Here is a 21,639-nt window from a genome sequence, read left to right as displayed (position 1 = left end):
CGCGAGGGGCCCCTGAACGCGCTCGGCCGCCTGTCGGATCCGATTCATCACCCTGCTGGCCTTGCGTATGCGCACCAAGCCCGGGAGCCGTTGAACCTGAACCGCGGTTTGCAGCTGGACCCGGCAACTGGGACCGAGGAGAAGATTGGCCACCAATAGCAGGAGAAAAAAAAGCCCGAACCCCAGGGCAAGGGACCGGGGAAACGATTCGATGAAAAGGCACGCACCCCAGACAAGGGCCAGGCTTGTCCACAAAAAGCTCCAGTAATAATGGGCCTGGGTGCGGTGCAGGAGAACGGCCTGGATGTCTGCAAAGTAAAAACGCCAATAGCGTTCGATCATCATCCCGGATTCCACCCGCAGCAGGTGGTCGTCACCCTGCCACAGGGAATGGGTGAAGAAAAGACCGAACCGGCTTCCGGACAATTTGCGGTATGTTTTTTTCTGCCTGCCATGGCCACCTACCCGAATTTACGGATCAACACCAGGATCCAGCCGGCCATCTGGGCCACGGCCAGTAAGATGGCGACGATGAAGCGCCAGCGAGACCGCGGCAGAACCGTCGATGGACGCTTCCAGTAGCGCAGGGCCACATAAAGCGTCGCCGGGGCCGTGACGATGGTGGGAAAGACGAAAAGCATCGGTACCAGGGCCAGGGTCAGCGCCATGCTGTCGTAATGGGTGCAGCGAGTATCCAAACGGGCCACCTGGCGGTCGTCGCGTCCGGTCTTCACGCAATCGAAACACAGGTTGCGACCATCCAGTTCCACGGCACACAGCTCGCACAGCAGACGACCGCATTGACCGCAGGGAACCTTGGCCGGTCGCCCGGGATGATTGTAGCATTCGGCCTGGCCCTGTTCCTGTATATGGTCTAAGGTCGCCCCCGAATCCGCGGGACGGTAAAAGGCATTGAACAGGTCGGCCCGCATCCGCGTCTGGCACCTGGGGCAGGCAAACAGCTCACCGGTATTGATCCTGTCCGGCGATTGGATGGTCCGGCAGTTGGGGCAGGCGATCAAGGTCTTGTGTCCTTCAATTTTTATAGATCACCCGGGTGGCGCAAATCCGGTCGTGCAAGGCCCGCTTCTCGCCGTCGAAGGCCACCATCAGGTAGCCGATGCCCAGGAGCATGCTGCTGACGAGCTCGGCCCAGAACCGTCCGAAGGCCCGAAGGTAGCTGATGAAATCACCGTTCGGGGCGGTAATTTTCAGGCGGCAGGCCATCTTGCCCGGCGTGGCGGCGAACCGGCCAATGAAAAACGTGCCATAGGATGCCGGGATCAAAATACCCACGGCCATCTGCAGACCCATCATGCCGAAAAAAGCGGCCATATCGGGGTTGTCGGGATCCATGGTCATTGAAGAGAAGAAAGCCATATTCAAGGGGATGAGAAGCGCCCATTGCGCCACCATGAGAATGATGCCGTCAATGATTTTGGCCGCCGCCCGGATCCAAAACCCGGCATAGCGCAGGTTTGTCGGCAGGTCGACGCCCTCCTTGAGCTTTTGGACAAACAGGGGTTTGCAGGCCGCGCAGATCGATTTGCCTTCAAAACGGACCACCTGATCCTGGGGAAAAGAACGACCGCATTGGGAACAGACCGCAATGGCCGGCCCATTTCCGGGTTGCGGGTTATCGTTCGGCTGGTGCGCCTGCGCCGGGGGCGCCGGCCTGGACGGCGGCTCCGGCGGCGTTGCAGCCTTTGGCTTTTTTCCAAACCATTCCTTCAGCGGTTTCCACTGGGTTTGGTTTTCGTCGCGGACCAGGGTGTCGGCGTCGATTTTCTTTTCCTTGTACAGCGCCTGCAGCCGGACTTTGTCCACAGGGCCGGCCTCGTTGTCTCCCTCTTTGTAATACCACGCCATGAAAGCTCTCCTGATTGTTGTTGGCAGTCATCGATTATAGCTATAGGTGGCATTATCGGTCGTCGCGGCAAAATGATAAGGTTCTTTCTCTTATGACGGTGGATCGGTGTGGCGACTACCGCACCATGAAATTACGGGTATCTTTCATCAATTGTTCCACGAGCACCTCTGGCACGGTCGGCGCCTGGGAAAGCCCAACGGCCTGCATGATCAGTCCGGCCTCCTCTTGAGTCAACACGCCTTTTGGAATCGCCTCGCTGTATATCCAAACACCGGCCTCGGTGGCAGCCTTCGGAATGCCCATCCCGGCCCGATCCGCCGCCGTCGCCAGTTGCGCGGAAAGCAGCAGTTCCAGTGCGGAAGTATGCAGTCCCTGATCCATCAACAGTTTGGCGCCATTGAATTTCTCCTCGGCCAGGGTCGCCAGTCGGGAAGGCCCGCCGACCGCTGGCTGGTCCTGCTGAGCATCGAAATAGGTTTGCACCTGGGCCAGGGGAGATGCCGCACCGAGTCGGTTGAGGCTGCCCAGGGTCATCAGATCGATCAGGGCCACGGGGACCTTCTTGGAAAGGTTGATGGCCACCTGCTCCGCTTCACCATCGATCCGGTCGATTACGGCGATCAGGGATCCCTGGGAACCGAAAATCCGTTCGATACGGGGGCCGAACGCCTCTTGCAGGCCCTTGATGCAGTCGCGCATGGCTTCGTCCAGCGGACGGGCCTTGGATTCCCGTTGCTCCATGTCGAAGGGTTTGGTTTCGGCCGGCTCGACTTCCGCCAGTGGTTCCGCCGGCCCGGCTTCCTTGGGCGGGGCCAATTCCTCGATCAGGGACTCCAACATCTTCTTGGATACGCCCACCACATCTTCCGTGGCATCTTCCTTGACCACGTTGTCAAACAGGTTCTGCTTGGTGTTCACCAGGGAAAGGACCTGCTCCTCATAGGAGGCCGCAGCCACCAGGGTGATGATCTGAACGCTTCTTTTCTGTCCCAAGCGGTGGATTCGGGCGTTGCGCTGTTCCAGGACCGCCGGATTCCACGGTACATCCAGGTTGATCAGGGCCGATCCGGATTGCAGGTTCAACCCCACGCCGCCGGCATCCGTGGAAATGAACACCTGCACGGCATCGTCGTCGCGAAAACGATCCATCAGTTCGCCGCGCTTGGCCGTGGGAACCCCGCCGTGCAGGCGCACATACCCCAAGCCCATTTTTCGCAGCCGCCTTTCCACCATTTGGGTCATCAGCTCCCAACAGGAAAAGACCACGGCCTTGAGTCCCGATTGAATGCAGATTTCATCGAGCAGATCGGCCATTTCATCCAGCTTGGGACTGCCCTTGGTCTCCTTGTCCACCAGACCGGCGGCGTTGCAGGCCATGCGGGCCTGCTGCAGGGCGGCGATCAGACGATTCTGCTCGGTGGGCGTCAAGGGTCTCTTCTTGGCGATGGTGGCCAACTGGCCGGCCTTGGCCATGGCATCGTCATGAATTTCACGTTGCTTGGATGTCATGGGAACATCGAGCCGTTGAACAATGCGTTCGGGCAGTTGATCGCTGACGATGCCGCGATCCCGTCGCAGCATGACCGGGGCCAGGCGCTTGCGCAGAACCGACAGATTCCGGTAGCCCAGAACCTTGCCCCTTTCGTCGGTCACATGAAAATCCACCATGTACCGCCACAGCGGCCCCAGGGTTTTCGGATCCACCACCTGCATCAGGCTGTACAGATCCTCCAAACGGTTTTCCAGGGGTGTGCCGGTGAGGACGAACGCATAGCGGGTGGGGATGAGTTTGACCGCGGCGGCGACTTTGGTTCGCCAGTTTTTGATGCGCTGGGCTTCATCCAGGATGATCAGGTCGGGTCGCAGGATCTCGTTGATCATGCTCAAATCCCGAAGGAGCAACTCATAATTGACAATAAAAAAGGTCTTCTCCCGGCGGTATTGCACCCCTCTTTTGGGTGGCGGGCCCTGGATGATTTGGCTCTGCAGATCCGTGAATTTGGCGATTTCCCTGGCCCATTGCTGTTTCAGGGAGGCCGGACAGACAATCATGACGGTCCGGATGTTTTCATGGGTCTTCAACCAGACGGCCGCCGAAATCGCCTGCAGGGTTTTGCCGAGCCCCATGTCGTCGGCCAGCAAGGCGCGACCGGTGCCGGCCAAGAAACCGGTGCCCTGAATCTGATACGGATACAGCCGAGCGTTGATCCCCGGCAGTTTCCCCCGACTGTTTTCGATCTGGCGAAGGATTTCCGCGGATCGAAGCTTTTGGCTCGCCTCGGCGCTCAATTGGTGAGCCCAATTCAGGCGTCTTCGCCGATATGAATATCGTCGCGCTCTTCCACCAGCGCCGTGAAGCGAAAAAAATCCTCCGGCATGCGGCCTGAAAAATCACCGGAGGGAGCAAAGTAGTCATCCAGAAAGCGGCTCAGATCATCGGCCATTGCCTGACCACGATGCAGGCTGAGCATGGGCGCTTTGGGGCGATCCCAAGCCAGGTAAACATAGGGAATCGGTGCCGGCTTATCTTTGAAGGCATTGTATTCCGGATGCTTTCGGATTTTATGCAGGGCGGCCTCGATATGTTTGCAGGTGCCCAGCTGATTGTTGGCAAAATCCGGGCAGGAACAAAAATTGGCCCGGTTATGCAGACTGCGGATGGTCACCCGGTATTGGCGGGGAAACGGGGTCTTGCCGCCAATGGATGCCGCCGTCCAACTGCCGAACCAGGGTTCACCGCTTGCGGCCATGACCGTCACCTCGGATTTGCCTCTTTTGATGCGGTCGCTGATGGCGGTATCCGTTGCGCTGAGAATCCCTTCGGCGGTCTCGCGCTGGTCGGCATAGGCGTACAACGCCGCCACCAGGTGGGGGCAGATGCGCTCGGCGCCGTCATCGCAATTGCAATGGTAGTGCGGGTTGCCTTCGGCGTCGAGTTCGATCTCGATATCCAGCGGGAAATCGGATCGCGCTTCATCTTCCACCTGCGCCCAAAGGGCGGTGTCGTCCCGGTCCAGGCTGATCACGCGGTTTTCTTTGAAAAAATCAGCCCCTGATGGATGGCGGTTTGGCTTGCGATGTGTTGAAGGGCCTCATGATCGAAAAAAAATGGATCGTGCGCGTCAGGTGTGGTCTGCGATGTCATGGCAATGTCCTGTCTGTTAAACCGGTTGATGATCCAAGGATGGCTTTTCGGACTTGTATATTTCCCGTTAATCGGGGTACACTGCTTTTTACGAAACCGCCAACGATGGGTCGGTCGATCATTTTCTACTGGTTATCCCTGCCGCCGTCAATGGAATAGAAAGCGCCCACCAATTTGCGGTCAATTGAATCCACCGGTGAATCCGCCGGCCGCCTTGATACCCCCGGAACAAACATCGATGCGTATCGGTTGGCAGACATAAATGTTATATGAATCATATTTTGATACGTTTTTGTATTTACAGAACACACCCATCGGCAACTGCCGAATTACCATAACCGTTTCATATGAAACCAAATTATAGCAAATTAGACTTTATCTAGGCCGTGGCATGTAAGTTGAAGGTAAAGAAGTAGGGTCTCTGCCGGTGGTCGGTGGGTTTGGCCCATTTACCGATTCCATACCGGCTCCCCATGTGGGAAATCGCTTTGCACCCTAGGCAATCATTTAAATCGTCGTATGCAGAATAAAATCTTCGAACTCGAACTCAATACCCTTTATGCCATCAGCCAGAAATTCGGCCAGGTGCTGGATCTCGACCATACCCTAATGGCTACGCTGGAAATTTTGTCCAAGAATATGGCCATGGAACGCGGGACGGTCACCCTAAAAGATCAGCATACCGGTCTTTTGAAGATCATCGCCTCCCATGGCCTGGATCCGCTGGAACAGCAGCGGGGCATCTACCATCCTGCGAGGGCGTCACCGGGGCGATCTTTGAAACCGCCCAGCCCTTCGCCGTTCCCGACATCGGCAAAGAGCCCCTGTTCTTAAACCGAACCCAGGCGCGGAACCTGACCAAGAGCAACCTGGCCTTTATTGGCGTGCCCATTCTGCTCAGCAACGAATCGATCGGCGTTCTCAGCGTGGACCGTCTCTTCGGCCCCGAAATCGACTTCAAGGAAGATATCCGCTTTCTGACCATTTTGGCCACCCTGATGGCCCAGTTCGTCCAACTCAACCGACAGGTCGAACGCCGTGAGGAGCATTTGCTCACGGAAAACCGTAGTCTGCGAGCCGAAGTCTCGGCCAAATACAACCATTTTTTTGCCGTTGGGGTCAGCCCGGCCATGCAAACCTTGAACAAAATGATCCGCAAGGTCGCCCCCAGCCGGGCATCGGTCCTGCTTTTGGGCGAATCGGGCACGGGCAAGACCCTCACGGCACGGATCATCCACGAACTGAGCCAGCGGCGCCGGAACCCCTTTGCCAAGGTCAATTGCGCGGCCCTGCCGGACAACCTCATCGAATCCGAGCTTTTCGGACACGAGAAAGGCGCCTTTACCGGCGCGACCCAAACCAAGAAGGGACGCCTCGAAGAAGCGGACACGGGAACGATTTTTCTGGACGAAATCGGCGAACTGCCCCTCTCGGTGCAGGCCAAGCTGCTGCGCTTCTTGCAGGAGCGGGATTTCGAACGCTTGGCAGCACCCAGACCCGCAAGGTGGATGTTCGCATTATTGCGGCGACCAACATCGACCTGAACAAGGCCGTCGAAGAGGGACGCTTTCGATCGGATCTGTTCTACCGGCTCAATGTCTTTCCCATTGCCATTCCGGCACTTCGGCAGCGCAAAGCGGATCTACCGCTTTTGGTGGATTATTTTATTGCCAAAACCGCGCGGGAATATGGCCGTCAATTTTTTTTTCTCGTCCGAGAGCATGGAAATTCTGGCTGCCTACAATTGGCCGGGAAACGTGCGCGAATTGGAAAACCTGATCGAACGCGTCGCCATCATGGCCGAGTCCAACCAGGTCCAGCCGAATATGCTGCCGGCATACCTGTTCAACAACAAGTCGGCACCATCCGCATTTGACGCCCCCCAGGCCACCGCCGCTTCCGCCCCCTCGACATCACGAATCGAAATCATGGAGCGCGAAACCCTGTTGGAATCCCTTGCGCGAAATGACTGGGTTCAGCAGAAGGCCGCTCGGGAGATTGGCCTGACCCTCCGCCAAATGGGCTATCGGGTAAAGAAATACAAGCTCGATAAAATCATTCGTGAAAACAAGCAGAGAAACGCACATTTCAAGGATCTCTCCAATTAGTCGCCATCGGGACACCTGATTCCAACGCCATCCACGGATTCTCAAATTCTCACCCTGTTCCATCGGTGCCCGCGGATCTCTACGTCGAAACGCGGCGCCGATCTCCCCAGACGTCCATCCCCTCATTCCAGTGACGCGAGAAGTCATGGCAACCCACGTTGCCGATATCGCGCATGCCATCTTTCACTTCGCCGCGCGACAGAATGCTTTTCACTCCCTCACCACTCCGGCAACCGTTCTGTGCAGTAGTGCACCTACACTATTGTAGATCATCCATCTACATGTTTGTAGATCGACAGTGTACAGGGCGCACTGAAAACAGTGAGAAGAACGCATCAAGGCAAATTTTATCCAACGATTAAAGCATGTTGATGGCGTTTTTAGAGGATCGTAGGTCTCTGGCACGCAGGTTGCTCATATGGAAGCAAAATCGATCTGATTCATCCTCAACCTTTTGGAAAAAGGAATATGAAATGAGAAAAGTAGCGATCTACGGCAAGGGCGGAATTGGCAAATCCACAACGACACAGAATACAGTCGCGGGCTTGGTGGAGATGGGGAAAAAAGTGATGGTCGTCGGTTGCGATCCCAAGGCCGATTCAACCCGGCTGTTGTTGAATGGGCTGGCCCAAAGAACCGTCTTGGATACCCTTCGCGAAGAAGGCGAAGATGTGGAATTGGAAGATGTCCGCAAAGTCGGTTTTGGCGGAACGTTATGCACCGAGTCCGGTGGACCGGAGCCGGGTGTCGGCTGCGCCGGCCGGGGTATTATTACTTCCATCAACCTGCTTGAACAATTGGGCGCCTATGCGGATAGCGAGGAACTGGACTATGCCTTCTACGATGTTCTCGGCGACGTGGTTTGCGGCGGGTTCGCCATGCCGATTCGTGAAGGCAAGGCCCAGGAAATCTACATTGTCGTCTCCGGTGAGATGATGGCCATGTACGCGGCCAACAACATCTGCAAGGGTATTGTGAAGTTTGCGGAAGCCGGCGGGGTGCGCCTGGGCGGACTGATCTGCAACAGCCGTAATGTGGATCAGGAGAAGGAGCTGATCGAGGAGCTTGCAAAACGGCTCGGCACCCAGATGATTCACTTCATTCCCCGGAACAACGTGGTGCAGCGGGCCGAGATCAATCGAAAAACCGTGATTGAATATGATGCCAAGGATCCCCAGGCGGATGAGTACCGTACCCTGGCCAGAAAGATTGAGGAAAACGAACTGAAGGTGATCCCCACGCCGATGGCCATAGAAGATCTCGAAAAGCTGCTGATCGATTACGGTTTCATGGAGTAATCCGGCAAAGTCGATACGGGAAAACAGTGACGTAAACAATAAATAGAATAATCAAGGAGATTAGGTACCATGATAATGATTCGATCGATCGTCAGGCCGGAAAAAGCAGATGATGTTCTCGCCGCACTCATGGATGCCGGTTTTCCGGCGGTTACCCGAATGTCAGTGGTTGGCCGGGGTAAGCAGCGGGGGATCAAAATTGGCGAGATCACTTACGATAAGATCCCCAAGGAAATGCTCATCACCGTGGTCAAAGACGGCGCCAAGGAATTTGTCATCAAAACGGTCATGGATGCGGCACGGACCGGAGAAAAAGGCGCCTTTGGCGATGGAAAGATTTTCATTACACCCGTAGACGAATCCTACACCATCAGTTCGGGGATCAAGGAAACGGAAACCGGCGAGCCGGAAGAGGTAAAAATATGAAAGAGATAATGGCCATTGTGCGCATGAACATGATCAATCAGACCCGCAAGGCCTTGACGGAGATGGGTATCTCTTCGATGACGGCGACCGATGCCCTGGGGCGAGGTGCCGGCCTGGTTGACATGACCCTGCTCAAGGGTGCCGAGCAGGGTTACGAAGAGGCGATATCCCAACTCGGCCAAAGCAACCGCCTGATTCCCAAACGGGTGCTGGTGATTGTGTCAAAGGAAAAATACGTCGATAAAATCGTGAAGACGATCATTAAAGTGAACAAGACCGGCAAACCCGGTGACGGGAAAATATTCGTGATGCCAGTAGCCGATTCGATCAGCGTGAGAACTGCCGAGAATGGCGATTCCAGCCTAGACGATTTATAGGAGAAACCACCATGACGGTTATGCCCGAAAAGAAAACCGAAAATGAAGAAGACGCCAAAGCCTGGAGGGAAATCAAGCCTGAAGACGTCAAAAAGACAATCCTGGCAAAATACCCCGCGAAAGTGGCGCGTAAACGATCCAAGCATTTTGTTATCAACAAGAAAAAGGACGAACAGAACTACGAGGAAATTCAGGCCAATGTGAGGACCATCCCCGGGATTATCTCTCAGCGGGGGTGCTGCTACGCCGGGTGCAAGGGCGTGGTCATGGGACCGACGCGTGACATCATCAACCTGACCCACGGCCCCATTGGGTGCGGATTTTACTCCTGGCTGACACGGCGCAACCAGACGGATCCATCCACGACGCCGGACGGGCATAACTTCATGACCTACTGTTTTTCGACCGACATGCAGGATGAGGAGGTCATTTTCGGTGGAGAGAAAAAGCTGGCACAAGCCATTCAGGAAGCTTACGACATCTTCAAACCCAAAATGATCTCGGTATTTTCCACCTGCCCCATCGGATTGATCGGTGACGATATCCACGCGGTCACCCGAAAAATGCAGGAGAAACTCGGCATTACCATCTTCGGTTTCAGCTGCGAGGGGTACAAGGGCGTCAGCCAGTCTGCCGGCCACCATGTGGCCAACAACGGGCTGTTTAAGCATGTCATCGGCCAAGACGACACGGTCGGTGAGGGCAAGTACAGGGTCAATCTTCTCGGTGAGTACAATATCGGTGGGGATGAATTCATCATCGATGAAATTTTCGAAAAATGCGGCATTAAAATCGTTTCCACCTTTTCCGGCAACTCCTCCGTGGATCATTTCAGGAACTCCCACACGGCGGATCTGAACCTGATCATGTGCCATCGTTCAATTAACTATGTGGCCGACATGATGGAAGAAAAATACGGCATCCCCTGGATGAAGGTCAACTTTCTGGGAGCCAAGGCAACCTCTGCGTCGCTCCGGAAAATCGCCCAATACTATGGGGATCAGGAACTGATCGACCGGGTCGAAGCGGTCATCGCCGAAGAGATGGTGGCCGTCGAAAAAGCCCAGGCCGATGTCAGGCCCCGCCTGGAAGGCAAGCTGGCGATGATGTTTGTCGGCGGCTCCCGCGCCCATCACTACCAGGAATTGTTCAGTGAAATGGGCATGCAGACCATTGCCGCGGGCTACGAATTCGCCCACCGGGATGATTACGAGGGGCGTCACGTCCTGCCAACGATCCGGGTCGATGCCGACAGCCGGAACATCGAAGAACTCACGGTTGAAAAGGATCCCGAACGATACAATCCGCGAATCCCCGAAGAGGAACTCAAGGCAGAGGAGAGACACGGCATCAAGCTGAAGGAATACGAGGGGATGATGGCTGACATGGAAGAAGGCTTCACTTACGCCATCGACGATATCAGCCAGTACGAAACGGAGAAGATGATCGAGATCTACAAGCCGGCCATCTTCTGCGCGGGCATCAAGGAAAAATACATGGTGCAAAAACACGGCATGCCCATGAAACAGCTGCACAGCTATGATTCTGGCGGACCTTACGCCGTATATAAGGGAGCGATCAATTTCTATTATGAAATCGACCGCATGATCAACAGCAAGGTGTGGGGACATATCCGCGCGCCTTGGGAGGAAAGTCCCGAACTCACCGCCATGTATGCCGATGAATAGCTGAATTTCGGTTTTTTTTCACAGAGAGGATATCAAGATGTTATTGCGACATACACCCAAAGAAATACCCGAGCGCAAGGCACTGACCGTCAATCCGGCCAAAACCTGCCAGCCCATCGGCGCCATGTACGCCTCCCTGGGGATTCACGGTTGTCTTCCCCACAGCCACGGCTCCCAGGGATGCTATGCCTACCACCGGTCCACGTTAACCCGGCACTACAAGGAGCCGGTCCTCGCCGCCACCAGTTCGTTCACCGAAGGCGCCTCGGTCTTCGGCGGCCAGGCCAACCTCCTTCAGGCCATCAACAATATCTTCACGATCTACGACCCGGAGGTCATCGCCGTCCATACGACCTGTCTGTCCGAAACTATCGGGGATGATATTCCCCAGATTTTCGGTAAGGCCGAGTCGGAGGGCAAGATTCCCGAAGGCAAGTATGTGCTGCATGCCAACACGCCCAGCTATGTGGGATCCCATGTGCACGGTTTTGCCAACATGACCAAGGCCATGGTCGATTATTTTGCAACCTCCAACGGCCACAAGGAGAAGTGCATCAACCTGATTCCCGGTTGGGTGGAACCCTCGGACATGAAGGAGATCAAGCGCATTGCCGCCGAAATGGGCGTCAAATCGATCCTCTTCCCCGATACGGAAAATGTGCTCAACGGTCCCCAGACCGGCAAGTTCAACATGTATCCCAAGGGCGGCGTGACCATCGATCAACTGAAGAAAACCGGCAGCAGCCGGGGAACCATCGCCCTGGGCCGCATGACTTCCGGGCCGGCAGCCAAGGCGTTGGATGCGAAATGCAAGGTCCCCTGCGAGATTCTGGACCTGCCCATCGGTCTCAAGGCGACCGACCGGTTCGTGGATGCCATGCGAAAAATGGCCGGGGTGACCGTTCCGGATTCGTTGAATCTGGAACGGGGGCAAATGCTCGACATCATCACCGACATGCAGGCCTATTTTTATCACAAAAAAGTCGCCCTGGTGGGGGATCCGGATCAGTTGGAAGCCTTGACCGAGTTTCTCGTGGACATTGACATGATGCCGATTCATATCGTTACCGGCACCAAGAACAAAGCCTTCGAAAAAAGGATCAAGGAGCTCACCGCCGACGTCCCCCATGAGGTCAATGTGAAAAGCGGCGGAGACATGTTTCTCTTCCACCAGTGGATCAAAAACGAACCGGTCGACCTGATGATCGGCAATACGTATGTGAAGTATATTTCCAAGGACGAAGACATCCCGTTCATCCGGCACGGTTTTCCGATCCTGGACCGCATCGGCCACAGTTACTTCCCGACGGTGGGGTATAAGGGCGGCATGCGGCTTCTGGAAAAAATTCTCGACGCCCTGATGGACCGTCAGGACCGGGATGCGACGGACATCACCATGGAACTGGTAATGTAAAGTCCGTCTAAGATTGAGGACGAGGGGCGGAGCGCGAGGTATTTTACACACTGCAGACCTCCTGCGCCCGACCCCCATCCCGGCGATCCGTCTCTCGTTCCCAACTTTTTACGCTTACAGGAGATTACGATGTCCTCGATATCCATTCTTGAAGAACGTCAAGCCCAGATCCATACCAAGGGCACGGCCCCCTTTAACATGAGTTGCGACAAAAAAAGCCTCGCGGGCTCCGTCAGCCAGCGTGCCTGCGTGTTTTGCGGCTCCCGGGTGGTGCTCTATCCCATCGCTGACGCGCTTCATCTCATCCACGGCCCCATTGGCTGCGCGTCTTACACCTGGGACATTCGCGGGTCCCTTTCGTCCGGGCCGGAATTGCACCGGATGAGTTTTTCCACCGATCTTCAGGAACGGGATATCATTTTTGGTGGTGAGAAGAAATTGTATGCCTCCCTGGTTTCATTGATCGACAAGTATAGCCCCAAAGCCGCCTTTGTCTATGCCACCTGCATTGTCGGCCTGATCGGCGACGATATCGACTCGATTTGCAGAAAGGTCGCCAAAGAAAAGGGCATCCCGGTCCTGCCGGTTCACTCCGAAGGCTTCAAAGGTACCAAGAAGGACGGGTACAAGGCCGCCTGCGATGCCATGGCCAATCTTGTCGGCACCGGCGCCATCGAGGGAATTCGCCCCACGAGCATCAACATCATGGGCGAGTTCAACATTGCCGGCGAAGCGTGGACCATACGGGAATACTACGAACGCATGGGCCTGGACGTGGTTTCGGTGTTCACCGGCGATGGGCGCGTGGAAAACATCAAACGGTCCCATGGTGCCGCCCTCAATGTGGTGCAATGCTCGGGATCGATGATGCACCTGGCCCAGCATATGAAGGCAAAATACGGCATTCCGTTCAAACGGGTGTCCTATTTCGGCATTGAGGATATGTCCAAGGCACTATATGACGTGGCCGAGTTCTTCCAAAAGGATTATCCGGAGGTGATGGAAAAGACCCAGACCCTGGTGCGGGAAGAGGTCAAGGCGATCTATCCCATTCTTAAACGCTACAAGGAACGTCTCAAGGGAAAAAAGGCCGCCATCTATGTGGGGGGTGCGTTCAAGGCCTTTTCCATGATCAAGGCCTTGCGTTCCCTGGGCATGGATGTGGTGCTGGCGGGGTCGCAGACGGGCACCGATGAGGATTACCAGGTGCTCAGGGAGATGTGCGACGACGGCACGGTCATCGTGGATGATGCCAACCCCCTGGAGCTCTCCAAATACAGCATCGAAAAGGGCGTGTCGCTTTTTGTCGGCGGCGTCAAGGAGCGCCCCATGGCCTTCAAGCTCGGCATCGGCTTTTGCGATCACAACCATGAACGCAAGCTGTCCCTTGCCGGTTACAGCGGCATGCTCAACTTCGCCAAGGAGGTCTATGCCTCCGTGACCAGCCCGGTGTGGCAGTTCGCGCCGTACGGTAAACGTTAACAGACAGGGGATTGCCAAATGAACGCACAGGACACCGTCGAATACAAGGCCACAAGCAATGCTTGCAAACTCTGCAGTCCGTTGGGGGCATCCCTGGTGTTTCGGGGAATCGAGAACGCCGTTCCCCTGCTCCACGGGTCCCAGGCTGCTCCACCTATATCCGCCGTTACCTCATCAGCCACTTTAACGAGCCGGTGGACATCGCTTCATCGAACTTCACCGAGGAGACCGCCGTGTTCGGTGGTGGGGCCAACCTGAAGCTCGCCGTGAGCAACATCATCAAACAGTACCAACCGGCCCTGATCGGGGTGGGGACCACCTGCCTCAGCGAAACGATCGGTGACGATGTGCCGCTTATCCTAAGGGAGTACATTCTGAAGAATCACGACCCGGAGGGACCGGCCGTTGTTTCCGTATCCACGCCGAGTTATTCGGGTACCCATATCGACGGTTTTCATGGTGCAATCCGGGCAACGGTCGATGCCCTGGCCAAAAAAGAGAACCCGGACGCCGGTGGGATTAATCTCTTCCCCGGCATGCTGTCCCCGGCCGACTACCGCCATTACAAGGAGATCCTCTCCGACTTCGGCGCCCGCTACCAGATGCTGCCCGATTATTCGCAGACCCTCGACGGCCCCATGTGGACCGAATACCAGAAAATTCCGGCCGGGGGGACGCCCATCAAAGAAATCGTCGCCATGGGCGATGCGTCGGGATCCATCGAATTGGGCCGGGTGCTGGCGAAGACGAAAAGCGCCGGCAAACTGCTGGCCGATAAATTCGCCATTCCCTGTCACAGTATCGGGCTGCCCATCGGCATCAAGGAGACGGATCTTTTTTTCGATCGGATATCCGCCATCACCGGAAAACCCATGCCGGAAAAATATGTTCAGGAACGGTCGCGGCTCATCGATGCCTATGCCGACGGGCATAAGTATGTATTTGAAGCCCGGGCCGTGGTTTATGGCGAAGAAGACCTGGTCATCGGCATGGCCTCCTTCCTTTCCGAAATCGGCGTGGTCCCGGCGCTTTGCGCGTCGGGCGGGAAAAGCGGCCACCTGAAGGCGATGCTGAGGGACGTCATCGATGATTTCGACGCCAAAGGCATCACCGTGATGGAAGGCGTCGATTTCGTGGAGATCGGCGAAGCGGCCAAGAAGGCCCATGCGGACTTTTTCATTGGCAACTCCAAAGGGTACAAAATCGCCCGTGAAATGAAAAAACCGCTGATTCGCATCGGTTTCCCCATCCATGACCGCATGGGTGGCGCCCGCATTGTGCACATCGGATACCGGGGTGCCCAGCAGTTGTTCGATTGCATCACCAACACGATTATTCAATGCCGTCAGGATGCGTCTCCCATCGGCTACACCTACATGTAAGGAAACGATACCATGAACTTAGAAAACCATCCGTGCTTCAATGCCAAGATGAGGGGAATTTATGGCAGGGTCCACCTTCCCGTGGCGCCCCGATGCAACATTCAATGCAAATATTGTGATCGAAAATACGACTGTGTCAATGAGAGCCGGCCGGGCGTGACCAGTGCGGTGCTGACCCCGTACCAGGCGATGGCCTATCTGGAATATGTCCTCGAGGAAGTCAAGAACATCTCGGTGGTGGGGATCGCCGGCCCGGGCGACCCCTTTGCCAATCCCAAGGAAACCATGCAAACCCTCCGGCTGGTGCGACAGAAATATCCGGAGATGATCCTCTGCCTGGCAACCAACGGCCTGGGCATCGGACCGTATATCGATGAACTCGCCGAGATCAACGTGAGTCATGTGACCATCACCCTGAACGCCGTCGATCCGGAGATCGGGGCGCAGATCTATTCCTACGTCCGTCATGGCAAGCGGGTGCTGAGGGCCCAGGAGGGTTTCGAGGTCCTGCTGGCCAAGCAGCTTGAAGCCATTGCCCGGCTGAAGGAAAAGAACATCACCACCAAGATCAACACGATCATCGTACCGGGCATCAATGACCATCACATCGAGGCGGTTGCGCAAAAAATGGCCGAGATGGGCGTCGATATTCTCAATTGCATTCCGTTTTTCCCCAACGAAGGCGCGGCATTCGCCCATATCGCGGAGCCGCCCAAGGAATTGGTGGCGGAAATTCGCAAAAAAGCGGCGCAGCACATTCCCCAAATGTATCACTGCAAGCGTTGCCGGGCCGATGCGGTGGGCATCCTGGGGCAGAGCAACTGCAGTGAAATCAATGAAAAACTGATGGAATGTTCCCGGCTTCCCGAAATCGTCAACGAGACCCGGCCGTATGTGGCCGTTGCCAGCCTGGAAGGCATGCTGATCAATCAAAAACTCGGCAAGGCGGAAGAACTCCTGATCTATGGGCAGCGGAATGGCGAAATCGTCTTTGTTGAATCCCGCAAAACACCCGAGCCCGGTGGCGGAATGAAACGCTGGGAGGACCTTGGCGATCTGATCAGCGATTGCCGGGCATTGCTGGTGGCCGGAATCGGCGACAACCCCCGACGGGTGCTCAAGGAAAGAAACATCGATATCCTTGAATTGGATGGGGTGATCGAGGAAGCCGCGGAGGCGGTATTTGAAGGCCACAGCATGAATTTCATGGTGCGAAGGGACATTGAAGCGTGTAATCACCGCAATCCGATGGCCGGGATGGGGTGCTGCGGATAACCTCGCGAATAGCTGTGTGCGCCAGTTGAGAGGCTGTTTGAAACATCAATCGACAGAAAAACAAGGAGAAGCGTAAACGATGGAAAAACCGGAACATCACATTTTTGTCTGTGCCAGTTTTCGCGCCGATGGCGATGGCAAGGGGGTATGCAAAAAAAGGGTTCGGTCGACCTTTTACCCTACATCGAAAATGAAATTCTTGATCGCGGGCTAAACGCCCAGATCACCAGCACCGGCTGCATGAAGGCCTGCGACCACGGGCCCGTGATGGTGATCTATCCGGCCGGCCACTGGTACGGCGGCGTTGAAAGTGAAGATGTGGTCGACGAAATTCTGGACGCCCTCGAAGATGGCGGCGTAGCGGACGCCTACGCCCTCTAAGGGGAATCCCGTTTCCACCTCCACCCAAGAAAAGGGAGGCCAGGGCCATGATCAAACGTGACTGTGAAAGTTTTGTCGAGGCGGGCAACAGCTATCTAAAAACTGCCCAGCGCGGCCATCGTCGGGAATCGGTATTTACCGGCACAATGCTCTATCCGATCCTGTGCCTCAGTATCGAAAAATACCTGATGGGACTTTTTTGCTATCACAATGCCATTCCCCAGCACAACACCTTGGCGCGAATGGCGCGGGAAGCCGCCGATTTCGTCGACATTCCCATGGATCTGATCGAGGCGATCCAATCCATGGATGGGTTGCTCGACCTGTGTGACCCGGCCGCGCCCTTGCAGATGGGCCTGTCCGACGCCCAACTGCAGTCCATGATTGCCGTGGGTGAGAAAATACGGGATCTGGTCAGTGCGCACATGCCCTGTGCGGCCTGATCGTTCACATCCGCCGCCCTCCTTTTCACAGAAGCCCCTGGCCCACCGGCGGGTGATCCGATCAACCGTTTCGGGCCGCTCGGTTCTCCACACCCCGCCAGTACCGTTCACACCTTGCCAAAACAAAAACGGCCGGAGGAAAAATTCCTCCGGCCATTTTTTTATCGGGCGTTTCGGGTTTTGGCTTCAAATGATGAAGCGTAACGCCGATATCGGGATTTTTACGAATCCGTCAGATCTTGAAGCGCGCAACCGTCTCCTTTAACTTACGGGCAAGCCCATTCAACCCGCCGGCGCGCTCCGACACGTGACGGCTGTTGTCGGAAACCTGGGTCGTTTCCGTGTTGACCTTGGCGATATCGCTGGCGATTTCACCGGAAACCGTGGAGCTCTGGGCAATATTGAGATTGACCTCCTTGATGCCCATGGATGCTTGGGAAATGCTGTTGACGATCTCGTTGGTCGAGGAAAGCTGATCGCTCATGGCCGTGGCGATTTCTTGAACGGTCTCGTTGACCTTGCCGATCACCTGGGTGACGCCCTCAATATCCGAAACGGTCTCGATGGTCGAGCCCTGGATCCGATCGATCATCTGATTGATCTCGTTGGTCGCCGCCGCCGTCTGCTTGGCCAGTTCCTTGATTTCATTGGCGACCACGGCAAACCCCTTGCCGGCCTCGCCGGCACGGGCGGCTTCGATGGTGGCGTTGAGGGCCAACAGGTTGGTCTGTTCTGAAATCTCGGTGATCGCTTCAGTGATTTTGCCGATTTCACGGGCCGCCTGGCCCAGTTGGTGGATCCTTTCGGAAGCCGCCTGGGTCTGGGTCACGGCAGCGCCGGTAACACTGCGGGCGCCTCGGTGTCTTCGGAAATACGCCGGATCGTCCCTTTCACCGATTCGATCGACTGGGTCATTATATCCATGTTGGTGGTGGCTTCTTCCACCGCCGCGGCCACGGAGTTCATATTGGTACTCATCTCCTCGGCCGCCACCGCCACGGAATGGGATCGTTCGGACGTGCTTTCGGCACCCGTCAGAAGATCCGTCGAAATCTGGTTAAGTTCTACCGACGAAGACGAGACCGTCTCACTGGCCTCGACCAAATCGACCGCCATATCGCGCAAATTACCGCGCATGCCGTCAATTTGCCGGATCATCTGCCGAATTCATCCTGGCGGTCAGAGGTGTGAGCATGGGTCAGATCGCCTTGGGCGATACGTCCGATCAGGCCGTTAGCGGTTTCCATGGGACGCAGCAGGTTGACCTTGACCAGTTGCCAGACGGCGGTGAGAATGACAGCCAGACAAGTCGCCACTAGCAGCGTTACGTTCCATTGGGCTGCCGTAACCTGGGCATGGGCGGCGTCAAGCGAGCTGATGATCTCAAAGGCGCCGTGAACTTCTCCCTCGCGCCAGCCCTCGCGGATGCCGCCCGTCGGATCGGTGGTGCCTTTGGGATCACCGTGGCAGTAGAGACATTCGGACGATAGCCGCACGGCCTTGAAATAGCGGATCTGGTTGGGTTCATAGATGATCTTTTCATCCACCCCGGTAGCCGACATTTCATCGAGAACGCCCCGTTCAACCAGATCCGGCGCGTTTTTCGGGTTGCGGGGCTGGTTCTTGGGCACCCGAAAAGTATACCCGCTTTCCTGGGCGTTGGTCTGGGCCACATTGATCGCCGTGATCACCGGCACGGCCTTGACCACATGGTCGGCCGGGAGTTTATCCAACGGTGGAATCAGCCCGCTTTCCAGTTTGCGGGCCATCTCCTCACGGACCGATTCGGCCATGAAGACGACGGCCTGGCTCTTTTCGACAATGGCCGCCTCGGCCCCTTTGCGGATATCGTTGACCCGCAACCCGGCCAGGATCGATGCCACCACCAGCGGCCCGACGGCCACGGCAAACAAAATCTTCCAACGGATGCTGATGTCCTTGATTTTCCTCATGATGATTCATCCTGTGGTTAAATAAGAGTCTCTCGAAATGTCGCTTTCCGGCAATAAGGATAAGTAGTTTTGTTATCGACCCCGTTGCGGCAATCTTAAGGCGGACATTGGCGGGTCATCGATATCGGCATTAGGGTTTGACGAATCCATCCATTTCTGCGCATTATCAAGGCGTTTGTCCGTTTATAGGTCCCCCGTTCACCATCGAGGATGGATTACACCCATGAGATGCATGTCTCCACCCAACCGCCGATAGCCTGAAAACAACTGGTTATCACGCACCGCGCTAAGGCGATTGGCATTTGACGGGCACAGGCCCGGAAATGCAGGGGATCGGTTTGTGCTTCCGACCCGGCCATGCGCGGCTGTCCGTTTTTCCGTTTAATGGGTGGAGAAAAAACATGTCTGAAAGAAAATCGGCTGCGGCCGTTAACCTTTCCGTATTTCTTTTGATGATCGGCGTCGGGCTGATCGTCGCTCTCTTGCCTCGGCGTATCATGAATCTTTCCGCATCGGTTGCCGATGTCGGCATCCTGGCCAGTGCCTACGCCATCCCAAACATGCTGCTGCAGATCCCCGTCGGCCGGCTGGCGGACCGTTTCGGTTTCAAGGGGTTTATTGTGTATGGTTATCTGCTTTGCGGCCTTTCCGGACTGCTTTACTATGTTGCCAAAGCTCCCCAACTTTTTTACTGGGCCCGGTTTTTACAGGGGATCGCCGAGGTGCCCATCTGGGCATTGGCACCGGCGCTTTTGTCGCTTCAATATGCGAGTCAAAAGGGCACGGTCATGGGTCGTTACAACGCCGCCCTGCATGGTGGTCTCACGGTCGGTGGCGGTCTCAGCATCGTCTTCGCCGGCGTTTGGACGGGGAGCGAACCTTTTCTGGTGTTCGCCGTGTTGAGCCTTCTGGGCGGTGGGATCATCGCGCGGTTTGTCGAAAACCCAGCTCCGCGGCCCGGGGCGTCGGTCGTCGTCGGGAAGGCCACCGCCAGCGCGGTGACCGCACGGATCCGTCCGACAAACATCACCGTTCTGGTCGGCATCACCCTCTATGGCGCCGAATACGGGATTTTCATCACGATTGTTCCAGCCTTCCTGATCAGCGCCAGGGGGGATGCCCAGTGGATGGTGGGAAGTTTCTTTACCTTGTTTTATGTCGCGTTGAGCATCGCGCAGCTGTTCGCCGGCCGATGGTCCGATCGGAAGGGCCGCAAACCGGTGATGCTCATGGGACTGGCCATGGCCGGCGCGGGGATCGCCCTATTCCACCGCTGCGCGTCTCCGGCGGCGGTCCTGGCACTCGGCGTGGCCAGCCTGGGGATGGGCATGTTCTGTGTCTCGGCCATGGCTTTTTGAATGAGCTGGTCGCGCCCTCTCAAAAAGGACTTATCTCCGGAGCGTTTTTCTTCTGCTGGGGAATCGGCTACTTCGCCGGCCCGCTGCTGCTGGGATGGGCCGGAGGGGCCATCGGCTACCCGGTCGGATTCACCGGCCTGGCCGTGTTGAACCTGATGCAATGGGCGGCTATCTACCTTTGTGTCGACAACCGCGGCCATGAATGGCCGGGCGGATGCCCAGAACGTACGGCCAGCGAATAATTTCCATCCACAACTGAATGGCGGAAACGGAGGGTTTTGCCGTTTTCCGCCATTCAACCGCAATTCAAGCAAAGGAGTCTCCCATGGCCGTGAGCCCATCATCCAAAAGCCGACTCACCGAAAAGCAGTTGGCCGAATTCAGCGGGCCCAGCCTGTTCGATGCCATCGCCAGGGCGGTTTGCCGAGCGGGCACCTGCCGGCCAAGGAGTTGTTCGAAGCTTGGGAGGTGGCCCGCCGGGTACGACGAAAGTTCCGGGGCGGCCGGGTGGTGGATCTGGCCTGCGGTCATGGACTGCTGGCGCACATCCTGCTTTTGCTGGACGACACCTCTCCGGAAGCGCTTGCCGTGGATGCGCATCTGCCCGGCAATGCCCGGCTTGTCCACGGAACTGCGCAACACCTGGCCCCGGTTGGCGGATCGCGTCCGGTTGAAGGAGGACGATATGCGGTCCGTGAGCCTTTCGCCGGAGGACCTGGTGGTATCGGTGCATGCCTGCGGCGAGCTTACCGACCACATCCTGGATCGGGCGCTCGCCGCGCGGTGCCGCGTGGCCGTGTTGCCCTGCTGCCACGATTTGGCGCGATGCGACACGGGCGGACTGGACGGTTGGCTGGATGGCCCCCTGGCCATCGACGTCACCCGTGCGGCACGCCTCAGAGACTGCGGGTACCAGGTGTTGACCCGCCTGATTCCCGAGACGATTACACCCAAAAACCGCCTGTTGATGGGAATCCCCAAAAGCCAGTGACATGCGCAACCATGATGAACTCGTAAAAAATCGCATTTTCGACGGATTC

General features: G+C 56.5%; 23 protein-coding genes and 1 pseudogene. 15 read left to right on the top strand and 9 right to left on the bottom strand.

Annotated elements, in window-relative coordinates; translation table 11 throughout:
* The 5 genes from JCM12296_RS20945 to JCM12296_RS42270 form a co-directional block, all read right to left on the bottom strand.
* Positions 1-426 (bottom strand): hypothetical protein (locus JCM12296_RS20945; RefSeq protein ID WP_157067787.1); only part of this gene is annotated, 426 nt, incomplete at its 3' end.
* 35 nt (positions 427-461) lie between these two features.
* A complete protein-coding gene (locus tag JCM12296_RS20940; RefSeq protein ID WP_054697565.1) occupies positions 462-1,022 on the bottom strand; it encodes a hypothetical protein in 561 nt (186 codons plus the stop codon).
* Between the two features lie 13 nt (positions 1,023-1,035).
* Positions 1,036-1,869 (bottom strand): RDD family protein, encoded by an 834-nt coding sequence (locus JCM12296_RS20935; protein ID WP_054697562.1) that lies wholly within the window; start codon positions 1,867-1,869, stop codon positions 1,036-1,038.
* 115 nt (positions 1,870-1,984) lie between these two features.
* Positions 1,985-4,159 carry a DEAD/DEAH box helicase gene (locus JCM12296_RS20930; RefSeq protein ID WP_218188201.1) on the bottom strand — a complete coding sequence of 725 codons (2,175 nt, stop codon included), beginning with the start codon at positions 4,157-4,159 and terminating at the stop codon, positions 1,985-1,987.
* Positions 4,160-4,173: 14 nt separating this feature from the next.
* Positions 4,174-4,896, bottom strand: a complete 723-nt coding sequence (locus JCM12296_RS42270; RefSeq protein WP_218188200.1) for an SWIM zinc finger family protein — start codon at positions 4,894-4,896, stop codon at positions 4,174-4,176.
* 694 nt (positions 4,897-5,590) lie between these two features.
* Here JCM12296_RS42270 and JCM12296_RS45170 point away from each other — a divergent pair.
* Positions 5,591-6,564, top strand: a pseudogene (locus JCM12296_RS45170) (sigma 54-interacting transcriptional regulator); the annotation flags it as partial.
* A 46-nt stretch (positions 6,565-6,610) separates the two neighbouring features.
* Complete coding sequence (locus tag JCM12296_RS42255) at positions 6,611-7,123, top strand: AAA-type ATPase lid domain-containing protein (RefSeq protein WP_479690875.1); 513 nt, start codon at positions 6,611-6,613, stop codon at positions 7,121-7,123.
* A 79-nt stretch (positions 7,124-7,202) separates the two neighbouring features.
* Here JCM12296_RS42255 and JCM12296_RS47870 read toward each other — a convergent pair whose 3' ends face one another.
* Entirely contained in the window at positions 7,203-7,337 is a 135-nt protein-coding gene (locus JCM12296_RS47870; protein ID WP_281492094.1) for a hypothetical protein, read from the bottom strand.
* Between the two features lie 259 nt (positions 7,338-7,596).
* Here JCM12296_RS47870 and nifH point away from each other — a divergent pair, with 259 nt between their 5' ends.
* From nifH to JCM12296_RS20875, 10 genes are all read left to right on the top strand, one after another.
* Positions 7,597-8,421 (top strand): nitrogenase iron protein, encoded by an 825-nt coding sequence (gene nifH, locus JCM12296_RS20920; RefSeq protein ID WP_054697558.1) that lies wholly within the window; start codon positions 7,597-7,599, stop codon positions 8,419-8,421.
* Between the two features lie 69 nt (positions 8,422-8,490).
* Positions 8,491-8,847, top strand: a complete 357-nt coding sequence (locus JCM12296_RS20915; RefSeq protein WP_054697555.1) for a P-II family nitrogen regulator — start codon at positions 8,491-8,493, stop codon at positions 8,845-8,847.
* Positions 8,844-9,224 (top strand): P-II family nitrogen regulator, encoded by a 381-nt coding sequence (locus JCM12296_RS20910; protein ID WP_054697552.1) that lies wholly within the window; start codon positions 8,844-8,846, stop codon positions 9,222-9,224. The genes JCM12296_RS20915 and JCM12296_RS20910 overlap by 4 nt, the downstream gene beginning before the upstream one ends.
* A gap of 11 nt (positions 9,225-9,235) precedes the next feature.
* Positions 9,236-10,912: a nitrogenase molybdenum-iron protein alpha chain gene (gene nifD / locus JCM12296_RS20905; protein WP_054697549.1), complete on the top strand. Its 1,677-nt coding sequence runs from the start codon at positions 9,236-9,238 to the stop codon at positions 10,910-10,912.
* 37 nt (positions 10,913-10,949) lie between these two features.
* Positions 10,950-12,326, top strand: a complete 1,377-nt coding sequence (gene nifK / locus JCM12296_RS20900) for a nitrogenase molybdenum-iron protein subunit beta (RefSeq protein ID WP_054697545.1) — start codon at positions 10,950-10,952, stop codon at positions 12,324-12,326.
* A gap of 129 nt (positions 12,327-12,455) precedes the next feature.
* On the top strand, positions 12,456-13,808 hold the full coding sequence (gene nifE, locus JCM12296_RS20895; RefSeq protein WP_054697542.1) for a nitrogenase iron-molybdenum cofactor biosynthesis protein NifE: 1,353 nt from the start codon (positions 12,456-12,458) through the stop codon (positions 13,806-13,808).
* 62 nt (positions 13,809-13,870) lie between these two features.
* A complete protein-coding gene (locus tag JCM12296_RS20890) occupies positions 13,871-15,190 on the top strand; it encodes a nitrogenase component 1 (RefSeq protein WP_246804655.1) in 1,320 nt (439 codons plus the stop codon).
* 12 nt (positions 15,191-15,202) lie between these two features.
* Positions 15,203-16,465, top strand: coding sequence for a radical SAM protein (locus JCM12296_RS20885; RefSeq protein ID WP_054697539.1), 1,263 nt, complete (start codon positions 15,203-15,205; stop codon positions 16,463-16,465).
* Positions 16,466-16,612: 147 nt separating this feature from the next.
* The gene (locus tag JCM12296_RS20880; RefSeq protein ID WP_246804654.1) at positions 16,613-16,846 is read left to right on the top strand and encodes a (2Fe-2S) ferredoxin domain-containing protein; all 234 of its coding nucleotides are present in this window, start codon (positions 16,613-16,615) and stop codon (positions 16,844-16,846) included.
* Between the two features lie 47 nt (positions 16,847-16,893).
* Positions 16,894-17,289 (top strand): hypothetical protein, encoded by a 396-nt coding sequence (locus JCM12296_RS20875; RefSeq protein ID WP_054697536.1) that lies wholly within the window; start codon positions 16,894-16,896, stop codon positions 17,287-17,289.
* A gap of 232 nt (positions 17,290-17,521) precedes the next feature.
* On the opposite strand, the gene JCM12296_RS20870 is transcribed toward JCM12296_RS20875, so the two are convergent.
* Genes JCM12296_RS20870 through JCM12296_RS20860 form a run of 3 tightly spaced genes read right to left on the bottom strand, consistent with a single transcriptional unit; the run spans position 17,522 to position 19,241 of the window.
* Positions 17,522-18,118: a methyl-accepting chemotaxis protein gene (locus JCM12296_RS20870; RefSeq protein ID WP_054697533.1), complete on the bottom strand. Its 597-nt coding sequence runs from the start codon at positions 18,116-18,118 to the stop codon at positions 17,522-17,524.
* Positions 18,115-18,447: a hypothetical protein gene (locus JCM12296_RS45160; RefSeq protein ID WP_054697530.1), complete on the bottom strand. Its 333-nt coding sequence runs from the start codon at positions 18,445-18,447 to the stop codon at positions 18,115-18,117. Before JCM12296_RS45160 ends, JCM12296_RS20870 begins: the two co-directional genes overlap by 4 nt.
* On the bottom strand, positions 18,444-19,241 hold the full coding sequence (locus tag JCM12296_RS20860) for a Tll0287-like domain-containing protein (RefSeq protein WP_054697527.1): 798 nt from the start codon (positions 19,239-19,241) through the stop codon (positions 18,444-18,446). The genes JCM12296_RS45160 and JCM12296_RS20860 overlap by 4 nt, the downstream gene beginning before the upstream one ends.
* 401 nt (positions 19,242-19,642) lie before the next feature.
* On the opposite strand from JCM12296_RS20860, the gene JCM12296_RS20855 reads away from it, so the two are divergent.
* The 3 genes from JCM12296_RS20855 to JCM12296_RS20845 all read left to right on the top strand — a co-directional run bounded on the left by JCM12296_RS20855 (position 19,643) and on the right by JCM12296_RS20845 (position 21,590).
* Positions 19,643-20,599, top strand: coding sequence for an MFS transporter (locus JCM12296_RS20855; protein ID WP_172684012.1), 957 nt, complete (start codon positions 19,643-19,645; stop codon positions 20,597-20,599).
* On the top strand, positions 20,596-20,841 hold the full coding sequence (locus JCM12296_RS20850; protein ID WP_054697520.1) for a hypothetical protein: 246 nt from the start codon (positions 20,596-20,598) through the stop codon (positions 20,839-20,841). Before JCM12296_RS20855 ends, JCM12296_RS20850 begins: the two co-directional genes overlap by 4 nt.
* An 83-nt stretch (positions 20,842-20,924) precedes the next feature.
* Entirely contained in the window at positions 20,925-21,590 is a 666-nt protein-coding gene (locus JCM12296_RS20845) for a methyltransferase (protein ID WP_246804652.1), read from the top strand.
* The last annotated feature ends 49 nt before the right edge of the window (positions 21,591-21,639 follow it).

It is taken from the genome of Desulfosarcina cetonica JCM 12296 (assembly GCF_001311845.1).
GTDB lineage: Bacteria > Desulfobacterota > Desulfobacteria > Desulfobacterales > Desulfosarcinaceae > Desulfosarcina > Desulfosarcina cetonica.
Note: the sequence above shows the minus strand (reverse complement) of the source record. Positions and strands in the feature narration are given on the sequence as shown.

Bases quoted from the DNA above. Each gene is read 5' to 3' on its own strand.
- JCM12296_RS20935 (WP_054697562.1), bottom strand. From the start codon at position 1,869: ATGGCGTGGTATTACAAAGAGGGAGACAACGAGGCCGGCCCTGTGGAC.
- JCM12296_RS42255 (WP_479690875.1), top strand. From the start codon at position 6,611: ATGTCTTTCCCATTGCCATTCCGGCACTTCGGCAGCGCAAAGCGGATC.
- nifH (WP_054697558.1), top strand. From the start codon at position 7,597: ATGAGAAAAGTAGCGATCTACGGCAAGGGCGGAATTGGCAAATCCACA.
- JCM12296_RS20915 (WP_054697555.1), top strand. From the start codon at position 8,491: ATGATAATGATTCGATCGATCGTCAGGCCGGAAAAAGCAGATGATGTT.
- JCM12296_RS20910 (WP_054697552.1), top strand. From the start codon at position 8,844: ATGAAAGAGATAATGGCCATTGTGCGCATGAACATGATCAATCAGACC.
- nifD (WP_054697549.1), top strand. From the start codon at position 9,236: ATGACGGTTATGCCCGAAAAGAAAACCGAAAATGAAGAAGACGCCAAA.
- nifK (WP_054697545.1), top strand. From the start codon at position 10,950: ATGTTATTGCGACATACACCCAAAGAAATACCCGAGCGCAAGGCACTG.
- nifE (WP_054697542.1), top strand. From the start codon at position 12,456: ATGTCCTCGATATCCATTCTTGAAGAACGTCAAGCCCAGATCCATACC.
- JCM12296_RS20885 (WP_054697539.1), top strand. From the start codon at position 15,203: ATGAACTTAGAAAACCATCCGTGCTTCAATGCCAAGATGAGGGGAATT.
- JCM12296_RS20880 (WP_246804654.1), top strand. From the start codon at position 16,613: ATGCAAAAAAAGGGTTCGGTCGACCTTTTACCCTACATCGAAAATGAA.
- JCM12296_RS20875 (WP_054697536.1), top strand. From the start codon at position 16,894: ATGATCAAACGTGACTGTGAAAGTTTTGTCGAGGCGGGCAACAGCTAT.
- JCM12296_RS45160 (WP_054697530.1), bottom strand. From the start codon at position 18,447: ATGATCCGGCAAATTGACGGCATGCGCGGTAATTTGCGCGATATGGCG.
- JCM12296_RS20860 (WP_054697527.1), bottom strand. From the start codon at position 19,241: ATGAGGAAAATCAAGGACATCAGCATCCGTTGGAAGATTTTGTTTGCC.
- JCM12296_RS20855 (WP_172684012.1), top strand. From the start codon at position 19,643: ATGTCTGAAAGAAAATCGGCTGCGGCCGTTAACCTTTCCGTATTTCTT.
- JCM12296_RS20845 (WP_246804652.1), top strand. From the start codon at position 20,925: ATGGCCGTGAGCCCATCATCCAAAAGCCGACTCACCGAAAAGCAGTTG.